General features: G+C 57.1%; 18 protein-coding genes. 12 read left to right on the top strand and 6 right to left on the bottom strand.

Features of this window, described 5'->3' with window-relative positions; genetic code table 11:
* Positions 1-14: 14 nt before the first annotated feature.
* The 6 genes from dtd to JYE50_RS12775 form a co-directional block, all read right to left on the bottom strand.
* The gene (dtd, locus tag JYE50_RS12750) at positions 15-464 is read right to left on the bottom strand and encodes a D-aminoacyl-tRNA deacylase (protein ID WP_084096459.1); all 450 of its coding nucleotides are present in this window, start codon (positions 462-464) and stop codon (positions 15-17) included.
* 145 nt (positions 465-609) lie between these two features.
* Positions 610-2,814 carry a RelA/SpoT family protein gene (locus JYE50_RS12755; RefSeq protein WP_366212387.1) on the bottom strand — a complete coding sequence of 735 codons (2,205 nt, stop codon included), beginning with the start codon at positions 2,812-2,814 and terminating at the stop codon, positions 610-612.
* Between the two features lie 206 nt (positions 2,815-3,020).
* Entirely contained in the window at positions 3,021-4,682 is a 1,662-nt protein-coding gene (recJ, locus tag JYE50_RS12760; protein ID WP_179138385.1) for a single-stranded-DNA-specific exonuclease RecJ, read from the bottom strand.
* Between the two features lie 317 nt (positions 4,683-4,999).
* Positions 5,000-5,893, bottom strand: a complete 894-nt coding sequence (gene secF / locus JYE50_RS12765) for a protein translocase subunit SecF (protein ID WP_084096463.1) — start codon at positions 5,891-5,893, stop codon at positions 5,000-5,002.
* Entirely contained in the window at positions 5,893-7,218 is a 1,326-nt protein-coding gene (gene secD, locus JYE50_RS12770; protein ID WP_084096465.1) for a protein translocase subunit SecD, read from the bottom strand. The genes secF and secD overlap by 1 nt, the downstream gene beginning before the upstream one ends.
* A gap of 106 nt (positions 7,219-7,324) precedes the next feature.
* Complete coding sequence (locus tag JYE50_RS12775; RefSeq protein ID WP_084096467.1) at positions 7,325-8,128, bottom strand: GNAT family N-acetyltransferase; 804 nt, start codon at positions 8,126-8,128, stop codon at positions 7,325-7,327.
* A gap of 329 nt (positions 8,129-8,457) precedes the next feature.
* On the opposite strand from JYE50_RS12775, the gene JYE50_RS12780 reads away from it, so the two are divergent.
* From JYE50_RS12780 to JYE50_RS12835, 12 genes are all read left to right on the top strand, one after another.
* A complete protein-coding gene (locus tag JYE50_RS12780) occupies positions 8,458-8,976 on the top strand; it encodes a peptidylprolyl isomerase (RefSeq protein ID WP_084096469.1) in 519 nt (172 codons plus the stop codon).
* Positions 8,977-9,061: 85 nt separating this feature from the next.
* A complete protein-coding gene (locus JYE50_RS12785; RefSeq protein WP_084096471.1) occupies positions 9,062-9,346 on the top strand; it encodes a cell division protein ZapA in 285 nt (94 codons plus the stop codon).
* A 69-nt stretch (positions 9,347-9,415) separates the two neighbouring features.
* Positions 9,416-11,779, top strand: a complete 2,364-nt coding sequence (locus JYE50_RS12790) for a U32 family peptidase (RefSeq protein ID WP_084096473.1) — start codon at positions 9,416-9,418, stop codon at positions 11,777-11,779.
* A gap of 50 nt (positions 11,780-11,829) precedes the next feature.
* On the top strand, positions 11,830-14,235 hold the full coding sequence (locus JYE50_RS12795; RefSeq protein ID WP_084096475.1) for an endonuclease MutS2: 2,406 nt from the start codon (positions 11,830-11,832) through the stop codon (positions 14,233-14,235).
* A gap of 139 nt (positions 14,236-14,374) precedes the next feature.
* The gene (locus JYE50_RS12800; RefSeq protein ID WP_084096477.1) at positions 14,375-15,070 is read left to right on the top strand and encodes a response regulator transcription factor; all 696 of its coding nucleotides are present in this window, start codon (positions 14,375-14,377) and stop codon (positions 15,068-15,070) included.
* Between the two features lie 184 nt (positions 15,071-15,254).
* Positions 15,255-16,679: a HAMP domain-containing sensor histidine kinase gene (locus JYE50_RS12805; RefSeq protein ID WP_084096479.1), complete on the top strand. Its 1,425-nt coding sequence runs from the start codon at positions 15,255-15,257 to the stop codon at positions 16,677-16,679.
* 188 nt (positions 16,680-16,867) lie between these two features.
* Positions 16,868-17,374: a shikimate kinase gene (locus JYE50_RS12810; RefSeq protein ID WP_143763661.1), complete on the top strand. Its 507-nt coding sequence runs from the start codon at positions 16,868-16,870 to the stop codon at positions 17,372-17,374.
* 23 nt (positions 17,375-17,397) lie between these two features.
* A complete protein-coding gene (locus tag JYE50_RS12815) occupies positions 17,398-18,225 on the top strand; it encodes an amino acid kinase family protein (RefSeq protein WP_084096481.1) in 828 nt (275 codons plus the stop codon).
* A 31-nt stretch (positions 18,226-18,256) separates the two neighbouring features.
* The gene (locus tag JYE50_RS12820; protein ID WP_179138386.1) at positions 18,257-19,489 is read left to right on the top strand and encodes a serine hydrolase domain-containing protein; all 1,233 of its coding nucleotides are present in this window, start codon (positions 18,257-18,259) and stop codon (positions 19,487-19,489) included.
* A 226-nt stretch (positions 19,490-19,715) separates the two neighbouring features.
* Positions 19,716-20,186, top strand: a complete 471-nt coding sequence (locus tag JYE50_RS12825) for a CtsR family transcriptional regulator (RefSeq protein ID WP_084096483.1) — start codon at positions 19,716-19,718, stop codon at positions 20,184-20,186.
* Positions 20,187-20,467: 281 nt separating this feature from the next.
* Positions 20,468-23,011, top strand: a complete 2,544-nt coding sequence (locus JYE50_RS12830; RefSeq protein WP_283399238.1) for an ATP-dependent Clp protease ATP-binding subunit — start codon at positions 20,468-20,470, stop codon at positions 23,009-23,011.
* Positions 23,004-23,567 (top strand): thymidine kinase, encoded by a 564-nt coding sequence (locus JYE50_RS12835; RefSeq protein WP_084096484.1) that lies wholly within the window; start codon positions 23,004-23,006, stop codon positions 23,565-23,567. The genes JYE50_RS12830 and JYE50_RS12835 overlap by 8 nt, the downstream gene beginning before the upstream one ends.
* Positions 23,568-23,659: the final 92 nt, after the last annotated feature.

Genomic DNA, 23,659 nt, shown 5'->3' on the forward strand with positions numbered 1-23,659 from the left:
TACTCCTCCGTGCGTCAAAAAGCCTTTTCGCTGTCCAGAAGGATGGTTACCGGACCGTCATTGACAAGGGAGACCTTCATCTCGGTGCGGAAGCGGCCGGTTTCCACGTGAATGCCCTGGTCCCGCCATGCTGCTACGGCTTTCTCATACAGCTCATTGGCCATCTCCGGGCCTGCGGCGCGGAAATAGGAGGGCCTGCGGCCGCCCCTGGCGTCACCGTAGAGCGTGAACTGGGACACGGCCAGGATGCTCCCGCCGACATCCAGGATGGAACGGTTCATGACGCCGTTTTCATCGTCAAAGACGCGGAGGTTCTGAACCTTGTCCACGATGTATTTCAGATCCTTATCGGTGTCTTCCTTAGAGACGCCTATGAGGACCATGAAACCGGGGCCGACGGCCCCGACGGTTTCACCTTCAACGGTGACGGAAGCGCTGGTAACACGCTGAACTACTGCACGCATAGGGACTCCTTTCAGGAGAATTCAGAATGAAGAATTCAGAATTGTGTTATGGAATCACCCGAAAGAAGGGGAACCACATTCATCATTATGAATTATGAAAACCAGATCCCTCGACTACGCTCGGGATGACAGGGCTAAAGCCCTGTCACTTTGTGGCACGATATACATCTAAGATATCAGACTTATTGCGCAGGGCCTGGATAACCTTATCCATTTCCTCGCGGGAATGAACGTCCAGGGTCAGGCGCAGTGTGGAGATCCGGGTTTTATCATCGCTCTGGATCGAGGCGGCGCGGATGGAAACTCCGTTTTCCCCGATGATGGTGGCGATCTCACTGAGCATATTCACCCGGTTGTAAGCCAGGATGGTAATGGTGGCATAGAAGGTATCGCCGCCGTCGCTGGCCCATTCCACGGGAATACGGCGCTCCTGCTCACCTGCGGCGGCATTGACGCACTCCGCCTTATGGATGGTAACGCCGCGGCCGCGGGTGATATAACCGACGATCTCGTCTCCGGGAACAGGACTGCAGCACTTGGCGAAGCGGACAGGAATATCCAGGTCCTCGCTGCCGGTGAGGACGATACCGTGATGCGCACGGTGCTGGCTGAGGCGCTTTTCCTCCGAGACCATGTCTTCCACGGTCTGGACGGTCTGCGCGGGCTGTTCCTTGGCCTTCTGTTCCTCGATCAGGCGGGTGACCACATAGACAGCCGCCATGCCGCCGTAACCGACGGCACCGCAGATATCATCGAAGTCCGCGAAACCGGTACGCTTCAGGATCGGATCGTAATACTCCGGTTTGGCAATGTCGGAAAGGCGGACGCCGCGGCGAACGCATTCCTTTTCAATCATGGCGCGGCCGGTTTCAACATTCTCTTCCTTGAGCGTCTTCTTCAGGAACTGGCGGATCTTGGCTTTGGCCTGGGGTGTCTTACAGATACGAAGCCAGTCGGTGCCCGGGCCGCGGGAGGATGCGGATGTCAGGATCTCCACCCGGTCGCCGGTTTCCAGCGGGGTATCCAGGGGAACAATCTTGCCGTTGATCTTCGCGCCGACGCACTGGTTGCCGACGGCGGAGTGAATACGGTAGGCAAAGTCCAGGGGAGTGGCCCCCTTGGGCATGGAGATAACATCTCCCTTGGGGGTAAAGAGGAATACTTCCTCGGAGAAAAGGTCGGTTTTCAGGGTATCCAGGAATTCACGGGAATCCCGGGTCTCTGTCTGCCAGTCCAGCATCTGCCGGACCCAGTAGAGCTTATGGTCCAGGTTGTCCTGCCGGTCAGCGCCTTCCTTGTAGCGCCAGTGCGCCGCGATACCGAATTCCGCGACGCGGTGCATTTCCCAGGTGCGGATCTGCACTTCGAAGGGGAAGGGGATCTTACGGCCGCCTACCACGGTGGTGTGGAGGGACTGGTACATGTTGGCCTTGGGCACGGAAATATAATCCTTGAACCGGCCGGGAACCTGGTTCCACAGGGTATGGACAATACCGAGGACGGTATAGCAGTCCGGAACGGTGTCCACGATAACCCGGATGGCGATCAGGTCGTAGATCTGGTCAAAGGTCTTCTGCTGCAGGATCATTTTCCGGTAGATGGAATAGAAATGCTTGCTGCGGCCGTCAATGTTGTAGCGGATATGCTGCTGGTCCAGCCGCTCGGAAAGCTCATCGATGACCAGACGGATGCTTTCCTCCCGTTCCTGGCGCTTCATGCCGACCAGGTGAACGATGCGGTTGTATCCTTCCGGATCAATGTACTTCAGGGAAAGGTCTTCCAGCTCCTGCTTGACGGCATAGACGCCCAGGCGGTGCGCCAGGGGAGCATAGATATCCAGTGTTTCCCGGGCAATGGCTACCCGGCGGTCTTCCGGCTGGAAACGGAGCGTGCGCATGTTGTGCAGGCGGTCCGCCAGCTTGATCAGCACAACCCGGATATCCCGGGACATGGCCAGGATCATCTTCCGGAGGGATTCAGCCTGGGCCTCTTCCCGGTTGGCGAAGTCCAGTTTGTTCAGCTTGGTAACGCCGTCCACAAGGTCCGCTACCTCATCACCGAACTCTGTACGGAGTGTTTCGAGGGTGATGCCTTCGCAGTCTTCAACGGTATCATGAAGAAGCCCCGCAGCAATCGTAGGGGGATCGATCATCAGTTCAGTCAGGATGGATGCCACCAGGCTGGGGTGGGTGAAATAAGCCTCACCGGACTTGCGGAACTGGCCTTCATGGGCCTTTTCGGCAAACTTCCAGGCTTTTTCCACGAGCTTATAGCCATCGCCGGGGTGATACTTCCGTATACGCCCGAGCATCTGGTCCAGGGGCATTGCCTCATAGGATGTAAAAGCCACAGGCAATCCTCCTTTCAGTCGGATTTCAATGAAAAATGAACAATGAACAATGAACAATTACAGAGTGTTCAGGCATTTCCCAGTGTTGAGTGGTTCAGTCTGCGTGACATCTTCAGCCGGCAGGACAGTACCACAACATATTATTATACCATGTTTCGCGATTTATGTTTACCCGGGACTGACCAGGTACAGCAGAGGGACAGTATTTATAATTCTGAATTATTAATGCAGGCGACCTGGGCTTCTATGCTGACGCGGCCGCGGAAATCATTGCGTACAGGACGGTAGAGGAGATCCAGGACCGCGGGTGCTTCATCCGCGACTTCCCCCAGGGAAAAGGCTATACCGTCCACAACGGTCAGGTCCGCGTCCAGGACGGTCAGCTTCAGGTGGGAACTGTCTTTGCCTACGCGGCGGAGGGACTGTACCTCGGCTCCCTGCAGCAGGAAGAGCGGCGGGGGATTGCCGCATCCGAACGGTTCCAGCCGGTCCAGCAGGGCCAGGGTTTCCGGAGTCCATACCCGGAAGGGAACCATCAGGTCATATTCCATGGAAGGCAGGAAGCATTCTTCCGGCGCGGCGGCGGATATCTCTTTCTCCAGGCGCTCCCGGAGCTGCGGGATCAGGTCGGTCTTCACATTCAGGCCGGCAGCCTGTTCATGACCGCCAAAGCGCTCCAGCAGGTCTCCGCAGGCGGACAGCATTTTATAAATGTTGACCCCCGGAATGGACCGGCAGGAACCTGTCGCGGTATCGCCGTGGACGCTGAGGGCAATGACGGGGAGATGGAACCGCTCACACAGGCGGCCGGCGGTGAGGCCGATGAGACCGGGGTTCCAGTCTTCGCCCGAGACAATGATCACATGGGCATTTGCCAGCTCGTCCAGGCTCAGCTGGGACAGGGCGGCGGAGGTCATTTCCCGCTCCAGGTTCTGCCGCGTCCGGTTGGCTTCCTCCAGGAGGCCGGCAATGTTGGCTGCCTTGGCCGGATCCGGGGTCAGGAGCAGGTGTACGCCCAGCTTCGCGTCTCCCAGGCGGCCGGCGGCGTTCAGCCGCGGGCCCAGACGGAAAGCAAGATGATCGGCGGTAACGGGCGGCTGTACACCAGCGTTTTCCAGCAGGGCTTTCAGGCCGGGCCTGGAGGTGGTTTCCATGCGCTTGAGCCCTTCCCGGACGATTATCCGGTTTTCATCCTGCAGGGGGACAATATCGGCCACAGTAGCCAATGCGGCGAGGTCCAGGCGCTTTTCCACACCAGCCATACCCTGGAGGGCCTGGCAGATCTTCAGGGCGACTCCCGCACCGCACAGATACGGGAAGGGATAATTTCCGAGCAGCGGATCCATGACCACATCTGCTTTGGGAAGCACTTCCGGCGGCTGGTGGTGGTCGGTGATGATGACCGTGAGGCCAAGCTCTTTGGCCAGGTCCACTTCCGCGACATTGGAGATGCCGCAGTCCACGGTGATCAGGAGCTGCGCCTTGCCGGCAATCTCCCGGACAGCATCGGCGTTGAGGCCGTACCCTTCCGTGTGGCGGGAAGGAATGCGGTAAGCCAGGGAAGCGCCTTCCTCATGCAGTACTTCCATGAGGATGGAGGCGGCACAGATGCCGTCGGCATCATAGTCTCCGTAGACAAGGATCGTCTTTCCCGAGACAATGGCCTCCCGGAGCAGGTTCACGGTTTCAGCCATGCCGGGAAGCAGGAAGGGATCATGGAGATCCGTAAGGGATGGATTCATGAAACGGGCGGCTTCCTCTTCCGTACGGATTCCGCGGGCGGAAAGGAGGGAGGACAGCCAGGGGGGAGTATCCGGAAAGGAGGGCGCAGAGGAGGCGCAGCGGGATATGAAACGAGTATGGGTCATCAGGCGCCTCCTTTCTGATAATGCATAATGCATAATGCATAATGATATTTACTGTGAACGTGGGGATAAAAGGTGTCAGTTTAGAGTGAAGAGTGAAGAAGGAGATTCTTCGACTGTGCTCTCTTCGTGTTAACGCAACCTCAATCGTCACGACAGCTCACTGGGCTGCTCGTTCGTTTCGGTTGACCTCAGCTCTGATGATATTTCTGCCATTGGCAGTCCTCAGAGCTTCGCCTTGCTCAGGATGACACTTCAATCGGAAAAGAAGAAAAAACAGCGAGGGACTGCGGTCACGCAGTCCCTCGCTGTTTTTTCAATCAGGCTTTAGCTTTACGGCTGCGGCGCTTTTCTTCAAGGAATGCCCAGACATAACCGTTGATCATGTTGGCGCTGTAAACACCGGAGAGGATGCCGACGATGATCGGCAGGGCGAACTCACGGATGGAGGCAACACCCAGGATGCACAGGGCCACGATGGTGATCAGGGTGGTCACTGTGGTGCAGATGGTGCGGCCCAGGCTCTCTTTGATGGAGATGTTGGTGACTTCCTCACGGGCACCGGTGGGCATCTTCTTGGCATTCTCACGGATGCGGTCGAAGATCACGATGGTGTTGTTGATGGAGTAACCAACGATGGTCAGCGCCGCGGCGATGAACGAGGAGTTCATCTGAATCACGGAGCGGAAGATGACCATGAAGGAGAGCATGATCAGCACGTCATGCAGCAGGCCGAACACAGCGGCGATACCGGAGTTCAGGTCGAACCGGATGGCGATATAGATCAGCATCAGGGCGGCGGCAAGCAGCACGGAGATGACGGCGTTCTTAACCAGGGTGGCACCGGCCACGGGACCGACGTAGTTCACGTCACCGATGGACACGGCTTCAGGATAGACCGCTTTGATACCGGCTTCGAAATCAGCCTGGACCTTCTGGATGTCATCCTTGGAAATTTCCTTGATGCGGATGTTCGCTTCATTGTTGTTACTGCCCTGAACAGTGACGGTGCTGCTGGTAATTCCCATGTTGTCCAGAACAGCGCTCACGTCAGCGGAGGTGACAGGGGTCTTCATGTCATACTGCATGGAGAGACCGCCGGCAAAATCGATGCCCAGGTTGATGCCGCGGCCGCAAAGGGTCAGGATCAGGGCAGCGATGATGATGATCGCGGAAATAATCAGGCAGATTTTGGAACGATTCTTAATAGCCATTATTCCTCAACCTCCGTTTCTTCGTTAATCACTTTCGTATAGAGGGAGGTCTTGGTGGCGCCCGCCCTCTCGAAACGGTTCATGAGGAAACGGGTAACCATGATCGCGGTGAACATGGACACGATAACGCCCAGCAGCAGGGTCTTGGCGAAGCCCTGGATGGAGCCGGTGCCGAAGAACAGCAGCACGATGGCGGCGATCAGCGTGGTGACGTTAGCGTCCAGGATAGCGGACATAGCGTTTTTGAAACCGGCGCGGACAGCGGCTTTAACGCTGCGGCCCTTGCGGACTTCTTCGTTGAAGCGTTCGAAGATGATGACGTTCGCGTCAACGGCCATACCGATGCCCAGAACCACGCCGGCCAGACCGGGCAGGGTCAGCTGGATGCCGAACAGCGCGATCAGCATGAACAGCAGGATCGTGTAGATGGTCAGCGCCCAGGAGGCGATGAGGCCGTTCAGCCTGTAGCGGAAGATCATCAGCAGCATGATCAGGAGGATACCGATCATGGCGGCCTTCACAGAGGAGGACACAGCGTCCTGGCCGAGGGTGGCGGACACCTTGTCAACCTTCTGCTGGGTCAGTTCCAGCGGAAGGGCGCCGGACTGGATCTTGGCGGCGATGTTGACGGCTTCTTCATCGGAGAATCTGCCGGTGATGATGCCGCTGCCGTCGGTGATCGCGTGCTGCACGGTGGCATCGATCAGCGTGACACCATCCAGCTCGATCACCAGCCTCTTGCCGATGTTGGCAGAGGTCATATCGGAGAAGATTTTGGCGCCTTCGTTGGTCAGCTTGAAGCCGATTGCGGGGCTGCCGTTTTCATCGAGCGTGTAGCCGGCGGACTGAACCATGTCGCCGGACATGAACTCATTTCCGTCGGGATCCAGGAAACGCATCTTGGCGGCAGCGCCGATCAGGTCCAGCACTGAATCATCCTGCACACCCGGAATCTCAACACGGATACCGTCGGTACCCAGCTTCTGGACATTGGCTTCGTTGAAGCCCTTGTCGGACAGGCGGGAGCGGATGATGGACATGGTGCCTTCCATCAGGCTGTCAAAGTTTGCATCGGAGCCTTCCGGAGCCTTGCCGGAATACTCAACATACATACCGCCCCGCAGGTCCAGGCCCAGGGGCAGGGAAGCAGGCCAGTTTTCGGAATTGGTTGTGGGCAGCCAGGACAGGACCTTGTACAGACCCCGCGGCGGCAGGCTCAGTCCGGTGACACCGATCACGCCGAGCACGATGGTGACAACCAGCAGCACACACAGCGCGATGATGGCTCCGGTTTTGCCGCCAACGCGCTTATTGCCGGATTTCATATTGATCGTTTCCTCCTTCGAAACACAGTTGAAAATATTATAATTGCCTGACGGTTTCCCGTCAAGCAGAATTCAAGGAATATCAAGGGAGAGAAAGGAACAATGATCAGTTCAGATACATGCCCGGGAAGAGCATATTGACGCCCAGAACCGTTCCGCCGAAATCAGCCGCCAGGCGCTGCTGGGGAAGGCTGCGGCTCATGATCCGGGTGGTGATGCGGGTAACACCTTCAGCGGCCATGATGGCCATCATCCGGTGGAGAAGCGCTTTCCCCATGCCCTGGTTCCGGCTGCCGGGCTCAATATAGATGGCAACGAGCTCGCAGTCGCTTCCCTGGCCGGCCATGATGACCTCGCCGATGAGCACGGCATTGCGGTAGAGGCCGAGCGTCATAAAATGGGGCATGCGCTGGAGACTCTTGAGATAATTCATATCCACAAAGGAGATCTCGTTCATCTGGAGACGGTAGATCAGGCTGTTCTGCTCATCCCAGGTGTTCAGGGGCGTCGGAGCCACGGTGCAGCTCATGGGGATGCGGCCGTCGCCGTACGGGATCGCCAGCTGAAGGATCTCGTCTGTTTCATTGCAGTCGAAACCGTTATGCAGATAAAAGTCTTTCATCTGTATATCGGAAGGATCGATGCTGGTATACAGGCGGCAGCGCATCTGGGGGTTTACATTCTGGAGAATGCGGGCCCGGGCGACAAGCGCGCCAAACAGGAGATACCGGGACGCGGGATCTCCGGCAATGGAAAAATACAGGTTAACAGGGCAGTCCGGATACAGGCCGGGCTGGAGCTGATACAGGATAAAGCCATAACCGGTCTGTGCTCCGAGATCATCGACCGCGTAGAACACATCTTCCGGGTTCAGCCCGTTGACGGGCTGCTGGGGGTGTACAATCCTCATAATGGATACTCCTTTCGGGAACCTTCATATTATACCGGCTTTGGAACTGGTTGTCAAAAAGACAACAGACTGAAAACAACAAACAAGGAACAGTTGAATTGTTTATGCTGTCCTGCCCGGAGCAGCATGCAGGATGCTTGCCATTGCAGGGAAAACCCGTTATAATAGGGAAGCTTAGCAGTAATTCAGAATTCGGAATTAAGAATTCAGAATGACGCAGGCTTTATCGAGCGAGTGAGGTTGACAGATGAAAGGATAAACCTCATCAGCTGTCTGATAAAAGTATATGAAACAGTTGGAGCGTGGCTCCTAAGGAGGAAACAGAAAAAATGGCACAGAATCCTGTGTTTACAATCACGATGAGTGATGGACGTGAAATGAAGGGTGAACTGTATCCCGACATTGCGCCGCAGTCTGTAGGCAACTTTACCGCGCTGGCCAACAGCGGCTTCTATGACGGGCTGATCTTTCACCGGGTTATTCCGGGTTTCATGATCCAGGGCGGCGATCCCAAGGGTATCGGTATGGGCGGCCCAGGATACTGCATCAAGGGTGAATTCGCCGCGAACGGCGTGAACAATCCGCTGAAGCATACCTACGGTGTGCTGAGCATGGCCCGCAGCATGATGCCTGACTCCGCCGGAAGCCAGTTCTTCATCATGACCAGCGACAGCCCCCACCTGGACGGGCAGTATGCCGCTTTCGGCAAGGTGCTGGAAGGCATGGACGTCGCGGAGGATATTGTGAAGACGAAGCGGGATGCTAATGACAAACCGCTTGAGCCGCAGGTGATGGCTTCTATCCGGGTGGATACATTCGGACAGTGCTATCCTTTCGACCAGATTTAACACTGACAGATCAGCGCGGAAAGGGCGAGTCCCTTTCTGCGCTTTTTGCATCATCAGGACCACCGAACAGGAAGGAAACAGAAATATGGAAAAGCAGAAGATTACCGTGACGGTGGCGGGAAAAAGCTATACGCTGGTTTCCTCTGATCCACCGGCCTATGTAAAGCGGGTAGCGACTTTTGTGGACCGGAAGCTGAGTGAAACAGCGGCCGTGACGAACCTGCCTTCAGGGCAGGCGGCTGTGCTGACCTGCTTTCACCTGGCAGAGGAACTGCTGAAGGCGCAGGATGAAAACACGATGCTGCGGAGGCAGAATGAGCAGTTAGCGCGTTACAACGCGCAAACTGCTCAAATGAACAATGAACAATGAATAATGAACAATGATATATGGTTTAGGCCATTATGAATTGTGCATTATGAATGAAAAAGAGGCGTAACGATGATGGAGAACCTGGCTCCGGCGGGAAACCGTGCGGCCCTGGAACGGGCGGACGCGGCGGGTGCGGACGCGGTATACCTTGGGTATGCCGCTTTCAGCGCGCGCGCCGGCGCGGGCAATTTTGACCGGCAGGAGCTGGAGGACGCCATTCGTTATGCCCATCTGCGGCATATGCGTGTTCACGTGACCGTGAACACGCTGGTCAAAGACGGGGAACTGGAAGCGGTGACGGAAGTGCTCCGCCTGCTGCGGGACCTGCATGCAGACGCGGTGCTGATCCAGGATCTGGGCGTGCTGCGTATTGCCCGGAACTGCTTTCCGGAATTGACTGTGCACGCAAGCACCCAGATGGCAATCCATAACCGGACAGGGGTGCTCTGGTGCAAAAAGCAGGGGATCCACCGGGTGGTACTGGCACGGGAGTGCTCGCTTTCTGAAATCCGTAAATGCGCGGACACAGGGGTTGAAACAGAGGTCTTTGCCCACGGCGCGCAATGCGTGGCGGTGAGCGGCTTGTGCCTTTTCTCCAGCATGGTGGGAGAACGGAGCGGAAACCGGGGCCGTTGTGCCCAGCCCTGCCGGATGGAATATAATTACCGTGGCCGCCGCGGCGCGTGGCTCAGCCCCCGGGACGTATGCCTGCGGGATGAACTGCCCAAACTGCAGGAAGCGGGGGTTGCTTCTATCAAACTGGAAGGCCGGCTGAAGCGGCCGGAGTATGTGGCAGTGGTTGCGGGCAGCTACCGGAAGGGCCTGGACAGTCTGGAACGGGGAAGCTTTGAAAAGGCGGACAGGAAGGAAAAAGAAGGCCTGCTCCAGATCTTTAACCGGGGCAGTTTTATGAACGGGTACGCACTGGGCTGCGAGGATGCCGGCGTCATTTTCCCGGAAGGTGTGAACCACCAGGGAATCCGGATGGGAAGGATTACGGCGGCGGACGGAAAACTGGCACATGTAAAACTGGAGAAAGACCTTCAGAACGGTGACGGACTGGCGCTGCGCGGAGAGCATGAGGAAACAGGCCTGGTCTATTCCGGACCGGATATGAAGGCCGGCGAAACGGCAATCATTCGGCTGAGACCCGGCGCAAAGGCAGCTGTCGGAGACTCGGTATACCGGCTGACGGCAGTAAACCAGCTGAAAACGGCTGAAAGCATGAAGGGCCGGACGGTGCCCGTGGATCTCTTCCTGAAGGCGATGCCGGGAGAAGCGCTGAAGCTGACGGCAACGGACGGGGAAAGTACCGTAACGGTGACCGGCGAAATTGTCGCGGAAGCGAAAACCCGTGCTGCCACGGAGGAAGAACTGTGTCGGAATCTGGAAAAGACCGGTGAAACCGTGTTTGAGGCACGGGCCGTGAAGGCTAAGACAGCCGGTGCGTTTGTGCCGGTGAGCCTGGTGAACGCGATCCGGAGGGAAGCGTTAGGCGCGTTGACGGCGGAAAGGATTTCCGCCTTTGAAACGCGCAATGCAGAATTAAGAATTAAGAATTCAGAATTAAAGAGTGTCCCGGAATACCTTCCCAATGCAGCTATACCGAACCTTGCTTATATCCGTAACAGGGATCAGGCGGAGGCGGCACGGGCTGCGGGGCTGCGGGTGGTGTGGTGCCCGGAGGATTACCGGACGGAAGCACTGGAGAAACTGAAAGCGGAGATGCAGCCGGGAGACTGGCTGGCAATGCCGGATGTTTGCGAAGAGGACACCCTGCAGATGCTGCGGCAGTACACGGAAGAAAACAAAGAACTGCTTGGCGGTGTGGTACTGGGTTCCGTGGGACAGCTTGGCGGGGAATGGCCGGTTGCCTTTGCTGCCGGTCCCGCAATCCCGGTTATGAACCGGCAGGCGGCTTCCATGCTGATGGAGGAAGGCTGTGCCTTTGTGACGGCCTCTCCGGAACTGACCGGACAGGAGCTGAAGACCCTTCTTGCTGATGGTGCGCCGATCGTGACAACGGTATATGGACGGACAAGGCTGATGCTGCTGCATCACTGCCCGGCACGGACTGCCCTAGGCCTGGCAAAAGGACACGCGGGCTGCCGGATGTGCGACGAAGGACACCCGGACGCGCTGGCCGGACAGGTGCTGGAAGACCGGAAGGGATACCGGTTCCCGTTGCTGCGGCAGCGGCTGCCGGAAGGCTGCCTGGTACAGCTGATGAACGCGCTGCCGACAGACAACATTGTCAATTCAGAATTACGAATTCAGAATTCAGAATTAAAAGAACGCGGGCTCTTACCGAAAGCGATTATACTGACAACAGAGAATGAAGAAGAAAGCAAAGAAGTAGTAAACGCTTTCAGGGAAGGAAGAAAGACAGCCGGAGAAACCACTTCAGGGCATTGGAAACGGGCAGTGGAATAATTTACATGGAGTTCATAAAACAGACATAAAGATAAGGAATTATAGAGAGTATGAAAGAGAGAACGCTGCGGGTGCTGGAGTTTACCAGGATCCGCGAGATCCTGGCTGAAGGCGCGTTGACGCAAGCCGGGGCAGAGAAGTGCCGGATGCTGGAACCGGCAGATGAGCTGACTGCCGTGCAGGCGCTGCAGGCAGAGACAGAAGAAGCTACTGTGATCCTGCAGTATACGGGCGGGCATCCGTTGATCGTTTTCCCGGATATCAAGCCGGCGCTGGTGATCTGTGAGAAAGGCGGAAGCCTGAGCGCGGGGATGCTGCTGAACGTGGCGGAGCTGCTGCGGGCGAGCCGCGCGGCGCAGGACGCGCTTGTGACCAACCGGGAAAACACGCCGATCCTGAGGGCGAAGGCGGAAGGCCTGTTTGTATCCCGGAACATTGAAAAGGATATTACGGACGCTATTATTTCCGAAGACGAGATCGCCGACCGGGCCAGCAGTGAGCTGATGAACATCCGGCGGCACCTGCGCGGCGCGCAGGACCGGATCCGGGAAAAGCTGAACCAGATGATCCACTCCGCGGCTTTGCAGAAGGCCCTGCAGGATCCGATCATCACGGTAAGAAACAACCGGTATGTGCTGCCGGTAAAGGCGGAATTCCGCTCCAGCGTACCGGGCCTGGTCCATGACCAGAGCTCTTCCGGCGCGACGCTGTTCATTGAACCCATGACCGCGGTGGAAATGGGCAATGAGCTGAAACAATGGGAACTGAAGGAACAGCAGGAGATTGCCCGGATCCTGGCGGCGCTGTCCGCTGAAGCCGCGCCTTATGCTTCCGCCATGGCGGAAACACAGGAACAGCTGGCGGAACTGGACTTTATCTTCGCCAAGGGACTGCTGAGCCGCCGGTTCTTCTGCGTAAGCCCGAAGATGAACAATGAGGGCCACCTGAAGATCATCCGCGGACGGCATCCGCTGATCGATCCGGAGAAGGTTGTACCTTCCACGATCTGGTTAGGGAAACAGCCCGGCGGGCAGTCCGGCAAAGCCGGAAGCAACGGGGAGGACGAAGAAGGGTTCAATACCCTGATCATTACCGGCCCGAATACCGGCGGTAAAACCGTAACCCTGAAGACGGTAGGCCTGTTTACCCTGATGGCCCAGGCGGGCCTGCAGGTGCCGGCGGATCCGGGAACGGAACTGGCGGTATTTGAGCAGGTATTCGCGGATATCGGCGATGAGCAGAGCATCGAGCAGAGCCTCTCCACCTTCTCCGGTCATATGACGAATATTGTGGAGATCATGCATGAGGTGACACCCCGTGACCTGGTGCTGTTTGATGAACTGGGTGCCGGAACGGATCCCACGGAAGGCGCCGCGCTGGCCCAGAGCATCCTGACCCGGCTGCTGCATATCAATGTGCGGACAATGGCAACCACCCACTACAGCGAGCTGAAAGCTTTTGCCCTGACCACGAAGGGTGTGGAAAACGCCTCAGTGGAATTTGACGTGGAAACGCTGCGGCCGACCTACCGCCTGTCCATTGGTGTACCCGGAAAGAGCAACGCCTTCGAGATCAGCCGGCGGCTGGGCCTGCCGGAAAACCTGATCGACGCGGCCCGGGAACTGCTGAGCGGAAATGCGATCCGATTTGAAGACGTGATCGCTAACGCGGAATACCACCGGCAGGTGGCTGAAAAGGAACGGCAGCTGGCGGAGGAAGCCGGCAGGGAAACCGTACGCCTGCGCAATGAAGCGGAACAGCTGCGCAGGGAGATGGAACAGAAACGGGAGCAGATGCTGCGCAAGAGCCGTGAGGAAGCGAAGCATATTGTGGACCAGGCAAGGCGTGAAAGCGAGAGCGTAATCGCCGAGCTGAAGAAGATGAAGAAGAACGCGGCGCAGGGAGACGTTTCCGTGAACGACCTGCGCAGGAGGCTGGATCGGGAAAGCGACGCACTGGCGGAAGGCCTCGGACGCGCTGATCCGGACGGCGGAGAAGCGCCGAAGACCGTGAAGGAAGGCGACCAGGTGAAGATCCTGACCCTGGGCGTGGAAGGTACAGTGCTGGCCCCGCCGGATGAAAAGGGCGAAGTCCGTCTGCAGGCGGGAATGATGAAGTTTACGGCGGAACTTTCCCAGCTGCGTCTGATTCGCCAGGCTCCGGTAAAAGAAAAGACTACGGTAAGGGCAAAGACCGGCATGATGACCCGGACGGTGAAGAGCGAATGCGACGTACGGGGAATGAACCTGGAAGAGGCCCTGGACGCGGTAAGCCTGTACCTGGATGAGGCGGTGCTGGCCGGACTGAATGAGGTCTATATCATTCACGGAAAGGGAACCGGCATCCTGCGCACGGGAATCCAGCAGGACCTGCGGAAAAACAAGCACGTGAAGGGCTTCAGGCGCGGTATGTACGGCGAAGGAGAAGAGGGAGTCACGGTAGTAACGCTGAAGTAATGCCTCTGGAATTACTTCAGCGTTACAGGTAGAAAGTAGGAGGTAGGAGGTAGGAAGTAAAAGTTCTACTTCTTCAAATACCCCGGATAGACTACTTCAGAATATGTCATTATGAATTGATAACGACGGAGGAGTTAATGTGAAGGACAGGCCGTACATCCTTGTGGTGGATGATGATCCGAACATCAGCAGGCTGGAACAGCTGTACCTGGAGAAGGAAAACTATGAGGTACAGGTGGCGGCGGATGGAAACCAGGCGATTGAAATGTTCAGCAAACTGCCGCCGGACCTGGTGCTGCTGGATGTGATGCTGCCCGGTGCTGACGGATATGAAGTGCTGAAGACGATCCGGAAGAGCGGAAGTATTCCGGTGATCATGGTGACAGCAAAGGGTGAAACCTTTGACAAGGTATTGTGCCTGGAACTGGGAGCGGATGACTATATCGTCAAACCTTTTGACGGAAAAGAGCTGACTGCCCGGGTAAAGGCGGTGCTTCGCAGGGCCCGCGGAAACGATGAAGAACAGGCGGGGAACCTTTCCTTCCCGGGCCTGACCGTGAGCCTGAAGGAATATGACGTGCACTATGAGGGAAAACGGCTGGAGATGCCGCCGAAGGAACTGGAAGTGCTTTACTTCCTGGCATCCCATCCGAACCAGGTGTTCACGCGGGAACAGCTGCTGAGCCAGATCTGGGGTTATGATTTCTTCGGCGACAGCCGGACGGTGGATGTGCACATCAAACGGCTCCGGGAAAAACTGACAGACAGCGAGAAGTACGGCTGGACCCTGTACACGGTGAGAGGGATAGGGTACAAGTTTTCTACCGACCGGTAGAAAATTTGTACCAATGCAGAATGCAGAATTCAGAATGCAGAATGAAATGGTTATAACTGATATACCGGGTTTGGAATGAACGGGACTGATCAGGTAAATGTAAGTGTGGAAATGCGGAAGAATAAACACTATATAATTCTGAATTCTGAATTCTGCATTCTGCATTAATCTTGGGGGTGAGACTATGTTTGCGCGGATTATGGCGGTGGTTATGGCGGTGATTCTGCTGACCACGGTCTGCCTTTCTGCGGTCTGGTGGATGACACTGAGAAACCAGCAGATTGACGCGCGGCTGGATCATCTGATCTCTGAGGCGGAGAAGATCGCCTACCTGGCCGGCAACCTAAACGGTGACAGTCTGATGGACACCAGGTGGGACCGGGACAGTGAAACGAGAAAAACACTGAACAATATCGCTGACAGGGTCGGCCGTGAATTCGGCGCGTATATCACAGTGCTTGACCGGACCGGTGGTGTGATGACTTATACGCCGGTAGCCGGTGATGAATATCCTGAGTTTATGAACAGCCTGAATGAAGCACTCCCGCGGATCCTTTCCGGAGAGACAATCCGGGTACGTTCGGAAAGCGGAGAAGCCCCCACGTTTACGGTGGGTGTTCCCTTCGAGATGGGCGGCGTGGTAACCGGCGCGGTATTCATCCGTACACAGGCGCAGAGAATTGAGTCCGGACTGGGTGAGATCCTGTGGAGGGTCGTGGTTCTTGCGGCGGCGGTGACGGCTTTGACCGGTGTGGTGGTGTTCCTGTTCGTACGCCGGCGGCTGAAACCGCTGAAGCAGCTGGAAGCAGCCGCGGCCACCATTGCGGAGGGAGATTTCTCCGTACAGGTGGATGAGAAGAAGGGAGACCCGGAACTGCGTGAACTCAGCGGCGCGTTCAATACGATGACGAAAAAACTGCAGGGCGTGGAGACCAACCGCCGGGAGTTCGTGGCCAATGTAAGCCATGAACTGCGCAGCCCGATCACCAGTATCAAGGGCTTTGCGGAAGGAATGGCGGACGGCGTGATCCCTGAAGAGGAACAGCCTAAATACCTGCGGCTTGTGGCGGATGAGAGCAAACGCCTGAGCGGCCTGATCGATGACCTGCTTGCGCTGAGCCGGCTGGAGCGGGATGACGCGAAACCGGAACTGTCCACCTTTGATATCAATGAGATGCTCCGCCGGGCGGTGATCTGCCGGATGAATGACCTGGACGCGAAAAAGATCGATATCAGCTGTGAGTTTGAGGAAGACCAGTGCCAGGTGCAGGCGGACAGCGACCGCATTGAGCAGGTGGTGATCAACCTGCTGGACAATGCGATCAAGTTCACGCCCGAGGGCGGGAAGATCACCCTGGAATCCGGAACGAAGAACGGGATCGCGGAAATCACTGTCCGGGACAGCGGATGCGGCATCGTGCCGGAGGACCGGGACCGGATCTTTGACCGCTTCTTTACGGCTGACCGGGCACATACCGCCGGAAAGGGAACCGGCCTGGGCCTGAGCATCTGCAAGCGGATCATGGAAATGCACGGGCAGAGCATCCGGCTTCTGGATACAGAAGAAGGCGCCGCTTTCCGGTTCACCCTGCAAAAGGCTGTCCATTAAGGATCTGAAATCCGGTTCCGAATGTTGCCGGCAGGGGAGCCACTTGCCCGCGAATGACTTCGCAACATTCCGGAATTGTATGTACTCTTTGCGCACTAAGAGCCTCCAGCACTTGACGAAAAAGGAAAAAGTTGTATCATCTTGAAGATGAACAAGACAACGATACCGGCGGGAAGGAGGACCACAGCGTGGAAAAGCATCTGTTTCTGATCGGCATGCAGGGCTGCGGAAAAAGCAGTCTGGGCAAGCGTACAGCGAAGGAGACCGGTGTTCCGTTCGCGGATACCGATGCTATCGTGGCCCAGAGTGCCGGCGGTACGGTGAACGAGTTTTTTGAAAAATACGGAGAAGAAACATTCCGGCGGGCGGAAACCAACGTGCTGGCCGCGCTGACCTATGCCCGTCCGATGATCATCTCCACCGGCGGGGGCACCGTGATGAATCCGGTAAACCGCCATATCATGCGGACCTGGGGCACGATCGTGCTGATCGACCGTCCGCTGGAAGATATCCTGAGCGACATCAAGCTGGACCGTCGACCTACCCTGCGGGACGGGGGCCTGGCGGAAGTGGAACGGGTCTATCACGAGCGGCTCCCGATATACCGCGAACTGGCAGACATCACCCTGAGGAATGACCAGGGATATCATATGGCGGTGTACATCCTGACCCGGCTGGTCCGGGAAAGGCTCTGACCGCGGAAAGCAGGAAGAGAACAATGGATTATCAGTTTGACCTGGTGGGCAAGATCGGCAGCATGGCGCTGATCCGGCAGGAAGACCGGGATATTGACTACAACATTTTTTCCAGGATCGGATCGGAACTGAAGCCCGGCATGATCTGGGTTACCAGCGGCGCGACGGAGATCGGCCGCCTGGACTATATCAAGCGGACCGGATGTGAACTGAGCGGAGATCCGGACCAGGATAAAGCAGACTACGCTGCCCAGGGGCAGACCATCCTGATGCAGAACTACCGGCAGTTTATTCCGCCGGAATACGGTATCCGCCAGATCCTGGTGGAGCACACACATTTCAACGACCCGGAAAAGAGCGAGCATATCCGCGCGCTGCTGATCCGTGCCGCACGGCAGAAAACCATTCCGATCGTGAACTATAACGACCCGGTATCCGACGAGGAAAACCGGAAGATGGAACTGGCTGCCCGGCGGGAAAAGGGCGAGGAAGTTCACGAGTGCGTGGATAACGATGAAACCGCCGCGGTGATCGCGGGCCTGGTGAAGGCGAAGACGCTGGTGCTGATGACTTCCACGGAAGGCATTTACCAGGACCGGCGGGATCCGAACACGCTGGTGCGTGACGTGATCGGCAAAACCTACGAAGAAGTGGAACGCAAGGTGCGGGAACTGCAGAATGCCTGCATCGGTGCCAGCCGCGCCGGGGCGAACGGTGCCCGGGCCAAGCTGGAATACGCGCTGAGCTGCGTGAAGGGCGGAACCACCGTGATTATCGGTCATGCCCGCCACCGGCTGAGCGACCTGAAAGAGGGAAGGGTGCCCTGTACCCGAATCGGTGTGGATGCCTGACCCGGGGAGACAGAGGATGAGCGGATCATCAATGGATACAATCCTCCTGGAAGGCCTGCGGTTCTTTACCCGGGACACGGCTATCCTGGAAGGTGTTTCCGCGGCATGCGGCGCCGGAAACAGAACAGCCCTGGCGATGGACGGAGCTGTCCGGGAGGACAGCGTTTTTGACCTGGCCAGCGTGACCAAGCTGTTTACGGGCCTGTGTACCATGAAACTGAATGAAGAAGGCCTGCTGGATCCCGGCAGGCCTGTTTTTTCATACGATCCGAGGTTCCGGTTCCTGAAGGAGACCACGGTGTGGGACCTGATGACCTTCGCGGTCACGGTCCGGACGCCTGTCCGCCTGGACAGGTGCGCCGACCGGGAAAGCGCCATGGAGGCGCTGTTTGCCTCCACAGCCGCGCCCCATGAGGATGTGCGCCGGATCTATTCCGATATTCCGGCGATGATCCTCAAGTATGTGCTGGAAGCGGCGGCCGGGATGCCTTTTATGGACTGTGTGCGAAAACTGGTCCTGGAGCCGGCGGGCATGACGGAAACCTGGGCTTTGGTTCCTTCGGAACGATTAAAGGACTGCCAGTGCTATGACCGGGAGCACCGGATCGAGAACGGGCGGTGGATCCTCCGGGAAGGATGGAAAGCCGGGGTGCCGCATGATCCCAAAGCGGCGGTGCTGCAGGGAGACACGGGCGACCTGTGCGGACACGCGGGGCTGTTTTCCACCCGCGGGGATATGGTGCGCTTCTGCCGGGCAGTGCTGGACCGGAAGATTGTCGGGGAGGAATCCCTGCGGGAGATGGCGGTCAACCGGACTGGACGGAGACGCGCGAACGGCGCATGGACGCAGTTCCTCGGCATTCAGTGCTATGTGCGCCATCCGGATCAGTACTATTCGGAGATCCCACGGTATATGGGACATCGGGCATTTGGCATCGGCGGATTTACGGGAAACCATGTATCCGTGGATCCGGAGCGGAACATTTTTGCGGTGTTCCTGGGAAACCGGGTGCTGAACCGGCTGACGGTCCTGGTACCGGAGGAAGGAAAAGGACTCACGGACTACGGGTTGAACCCGGACGGAAGCGGATGCTTCCGCTGGCGGGACGGAGAAGTGATTCCTTCCTCGGTGAAATATGTGCACCAGAAAGACGGACACTTTCATAAAGCAATTGCGGAAACGATGAATCTCGAAGAGATTCCATTTAATTCAGAATTCAGAATTATAAAATGTCTGACCGGCCGGGAAACAACCATCGATTAAGACAACTGGCTGCGTGAAGGCATAATTGAACAGAAAACTGTAAGTAAACTGCTTGCTGATCAGCTTCCATAACATTATTTCATTATGAATTATGAATTGTGAATCATGAATTCCCTTTACTGTCTACAGACTTATAAAACAATATTGAATCTCCCCGGTTTCTGTGTTATACTCAATAGGTCAAAGATAGTCAGAGAATGATGCTTTGACGAGGGGAGGGTGTATCATGCGTTTGAGTGATTCCATAGAGCAGTTTATCAAGGAGCTTCTGAATGAGGAATCCACGGAAGTGGAACTGAAGCGGAATGAACTGGCGGAATATTTCGGCTGCGCGCCGAGCCAGATTAACTATGTGCTGGCGACCCGCTTTTCCCCGGATCACGGATACCTGACTGAAAGCCGCAGGGGCGGCGGAGGATATATCCGGATCGTCCGGGTGGTTCAGGCCGGGTCACAGCGGCTGATGTACCTGGTGAATGACCGGATCGGGGACAGCCTGGAAGAGGAAGAATGCATCCGGCTGATCAGCCAGCTGAAGGAGCAGCGGATCGTAACAGCGGATGAGGCTGCCCTGATGGCTTCGTCTATCAGCAGCCGCGCGCTGGCTGTGCCGGTTCCTGACGCGCTGAAGAATGCCATGAGGGCAAAGATGATGAAATCCATGCTGATGACCATCGCGGCGAGAAACAGGAAATGAAAAACAATTAACAATTAAGAATGAACAATTAATGGCAGACTGCAACGAGGAAAAGAGGCGATAATATGCTGTGCGAAGAATGCCATGTGAATGAAGCGAACTTTACGGTTTCCGTAGTAGCCGGAGAAGAAACTACGGTGAGACACCTGTGCGCTGACTGTATGAGCCGGATGAACAATGACCTGGTCAAGGGAAACGTGCGAAGCCTGCTGAGCACAGTGCTCAACGCCATCCGCGCGAACGCGGAAGAAGATGACAACAGAAAGGAATTTTCCATGCCGATATTCGGACGTTTTACCCAGAGAGCACAGCAGACGCTGATGCTGGCCCAGCGGATCGCCGCAGAACTGCAGCAGCCCTATGTAGGGACAGAGCATTTCCTGCTGGCGCTGCTGAAAACAGGCGCTTCTGTTCCCGAAGCGGTTGCCGCCCGGATGAACTATGAGTCAGTGGTGTCCGAGCTGCGGGCCCATCTGAACGAGATCAATGATCCCCAGGAGCCCAGGAACGTGCGGATCGAACTGAGCCCCCGGGCCAAGAAGACCCTGGAAAACAGCGTACTGGAATCCCACAAGCTGGGACAGAACTATGTGACAGTGGAGCATATCTGGCTGGCACTGCTGGGAAATGACGACGGCGTGGCCGGCGGCCTGTTCCGGAAGGCAGGGGTAGATCTGTCCGCCGCCAGGGAGCAGCTGCTGCGCCAGATGCGCGAAAACGCGGGCAATGAAGAAGCACCCCGCAGGATGCCCGGCTTTCCGCCGTTTGCCCCTGCCCGGGGACGGAACGGCAATGAAAACGGGAAAGGCGAGCTGGAAAAATACAGCCGTGATCTGACTGCTGCCGCGGAAAAGAATGAACTGGATCCGGTCATCGGCCGTGAAACGGAGATCCAGCGGATCATCCAGATCCTGATCCGCCGTACCAAGAACAATCCGGTGCTGATCGGTGAGCCCGGCGTTGGCAAGAGCGCCGTGGCGGAAGGCCTGGCACAGCGCATTGCGCAGGGTAACGTACCGGAACTGCTGGTGGGAAAACGGGTGATGAGCCTGGATATCGGCAGCATGGTGGCCGGCACCAAGTACCGGGGCGAGTTTGAGGAACGGCTGAAGAACGTGATGGACGAGCTGCACAAGGCCGGAAACATTCTGCTGTTTATTGATGAGATTCATACGATCATCGGCGCGGGAGCAACCGAAGGCAGCCTGGACGCGGCGAATATTCTGAAGCCCGCGCTTTCCCGCGGGGAGATTCAGTGCATCGGCGCGACAACGCTGGACGAATACCGCAAGCATATCGAAAAGGACGCCGCCCTGGAACGCCGGTTCCAGCCGGTGATGGTGGGCGAGCCCACCGCGGAGGAAACCCTTTCCATCCTGTACGGTCTGCGGGACCGGTATGAGGCGCACCACAAGGTCAGGATCACGGATGAAGCGCTGGCCGCAGCGGTGAAGCTGTCTGACCGCTATATTCCCGACCGGTACCTGCCGGATAAGGCGATCGACCTGATGGACGAAGCCGCGAGCCGGGTCCGGATCGCAGCCTGCACGGCGCCGCCGGATGTACGGGAGCAGGAAAAACGCCTGGAAGCGGTAGTGATCGAAAAGAAGGAAGCTATCTCGCACCAGGACTTCGAAAAAGCTGCCGCCCTTCGGGACCAGGAACGGAACCTGCACCGGGAGATTGAGGAAAAGCGGGCAGAGTGGAACCGCTCCCAGAGTACCGCGCGGGATACCGTGACCGAAGAGGATATTGCCCAGGTGGTCAGCCAGTGGACCGGCATTCCGGTTTCCCGGATGACGGAACAGGAGGCACAACGCCTGGTTCACCTGGAAGAGACGCTGCATCAGCGTCTGATCGGCCAGGAAGAGGCAGTCAGCGCTGTGGCCAGGGCAATCCGCCGGGCACGGGCCGGACTGAAGGATCCGAAACGGCCTATCGGAAGCTTTATCTTCCTGGGGCCCACCGGTGTGGGTAAAACTGAACTGTGCCGCGCGCTGGGCGAGGCCATGTTCGGGGATGAGGATGCCGTGATCCGCCTGGATATGTCCGAGTATATGGAAAAGCATACCGTTTCCCGCCTGGTCGGCTCACCGCCCGGATATGTGGGCTATGAGGAAGGCGGCCAGCTGACGGAAGCGGTCCGCCGGAAGCCCTACAGCGTGGTGCTGCTGGACGAGGTGGAAAAGGCACATCCCGATGTGTTCAATATGCTGCTGCAGATCCTGGAGGACGGGCGGCTGACGGATAACACAGGCCGGGTGGTCTCCTTCAAGAACACGATCGTGGTGATGACGTCCAACGCCGGAGCCCATGTGATTGGTCACGGAAGGGCGATGGGTTTCGGGGCAGACCAGAAGGGTGAAGCCCGGGACTATGAGGCCATGAAGGAATCCGTGATGAAGGAGGTCAAGGAAATCTTCCGGCCGGAATTTATCAACCGGGTGGATGAACTGATCGTCTTCCACAGCCTGAACGAGGAAGAGATCCGCAAGATCACGGAGCTGATGCTCCGCCAGGTGGCTGACCGGCTGAAGGAACAGGAGATCATCCTGACCTGGGACAAGCAGGTAACGGAAAAACTGGCCAAGGACGGCTACGATCCCAAATTCGGCGCGCGTCCGCTGCGCAGGCTGATCCAGCGCACGGTGGAAGACACCATGAGCGAGGAACTGCTGGAAGGACATATCCAGCTTGGACAGGAAATCCGCCTGACGGTGAAGAAAGATAAGATCGCGGTCAGTGTGAAACCTGATAAGAAAAAGAAAGCAGATCCGGAAGCCGCCGCGGCTGAACCGGAAAAGGAGGAGAATCCGGTTGGCTAAGCTTTATTTCCGATATGGCGCCATGGGTTCCAGCAAGACGGCGAACGCGATCATGGTGCAGTACAACTACGGGGAACGGCACCAGAAGGTGCTGATGGTCAAACCGCAATTGGAAAACCGTGACGGCGCGCGGATCATCCGGTCCCGGAGCGGACTGGAAACGGAATGTGTGTTCGCGGAGGAACTGGAAGGCATGGACCTGACAGGCTACGACTGCGTGATCGTGGACGAAGCCCAGTTCCTGACCAAGGCGCAGGTGGAGTACCTGGTCCATATTGTGGATGACCTGGGAATTCCGGTGATCGCCTACGGCCTGCGGGCGGACTTCAAGGGTAACTTCTTTGAGGGAAGCCAGTGGCTGATGGCCTGGGCAGACACCATTGAGGAAGTAAAGACGATCTGCTGGTGCGGCAAGAAGGCCACCTGCAACGCGCGGGTGATCGACGGCAAGGTAGCCCGGGAGGGCGAGCAGATCGTGCTGGGCGGGGATGAGAGCTATGTGTCCCTGTGCAGGAAGCACTGGAGAAACGGGGATCTGGGTCCCCGCAATGCATAATTCATAATGCATAATGCATAATGATTTCTGCTGCGGCGGGAAAAGAACGGGATATATAATTATGAATTCTTAATTATGAATTAAATAAGAGG

Source organism: Aristaeella lactis (assembly GCF_018118585.1).
Taxonomy (GTDB): Bacteria; Bacillota; Clostridia; order Christensenellales; family Aristaeellaceae; genus Aristaeella; species Aristaeella lactis.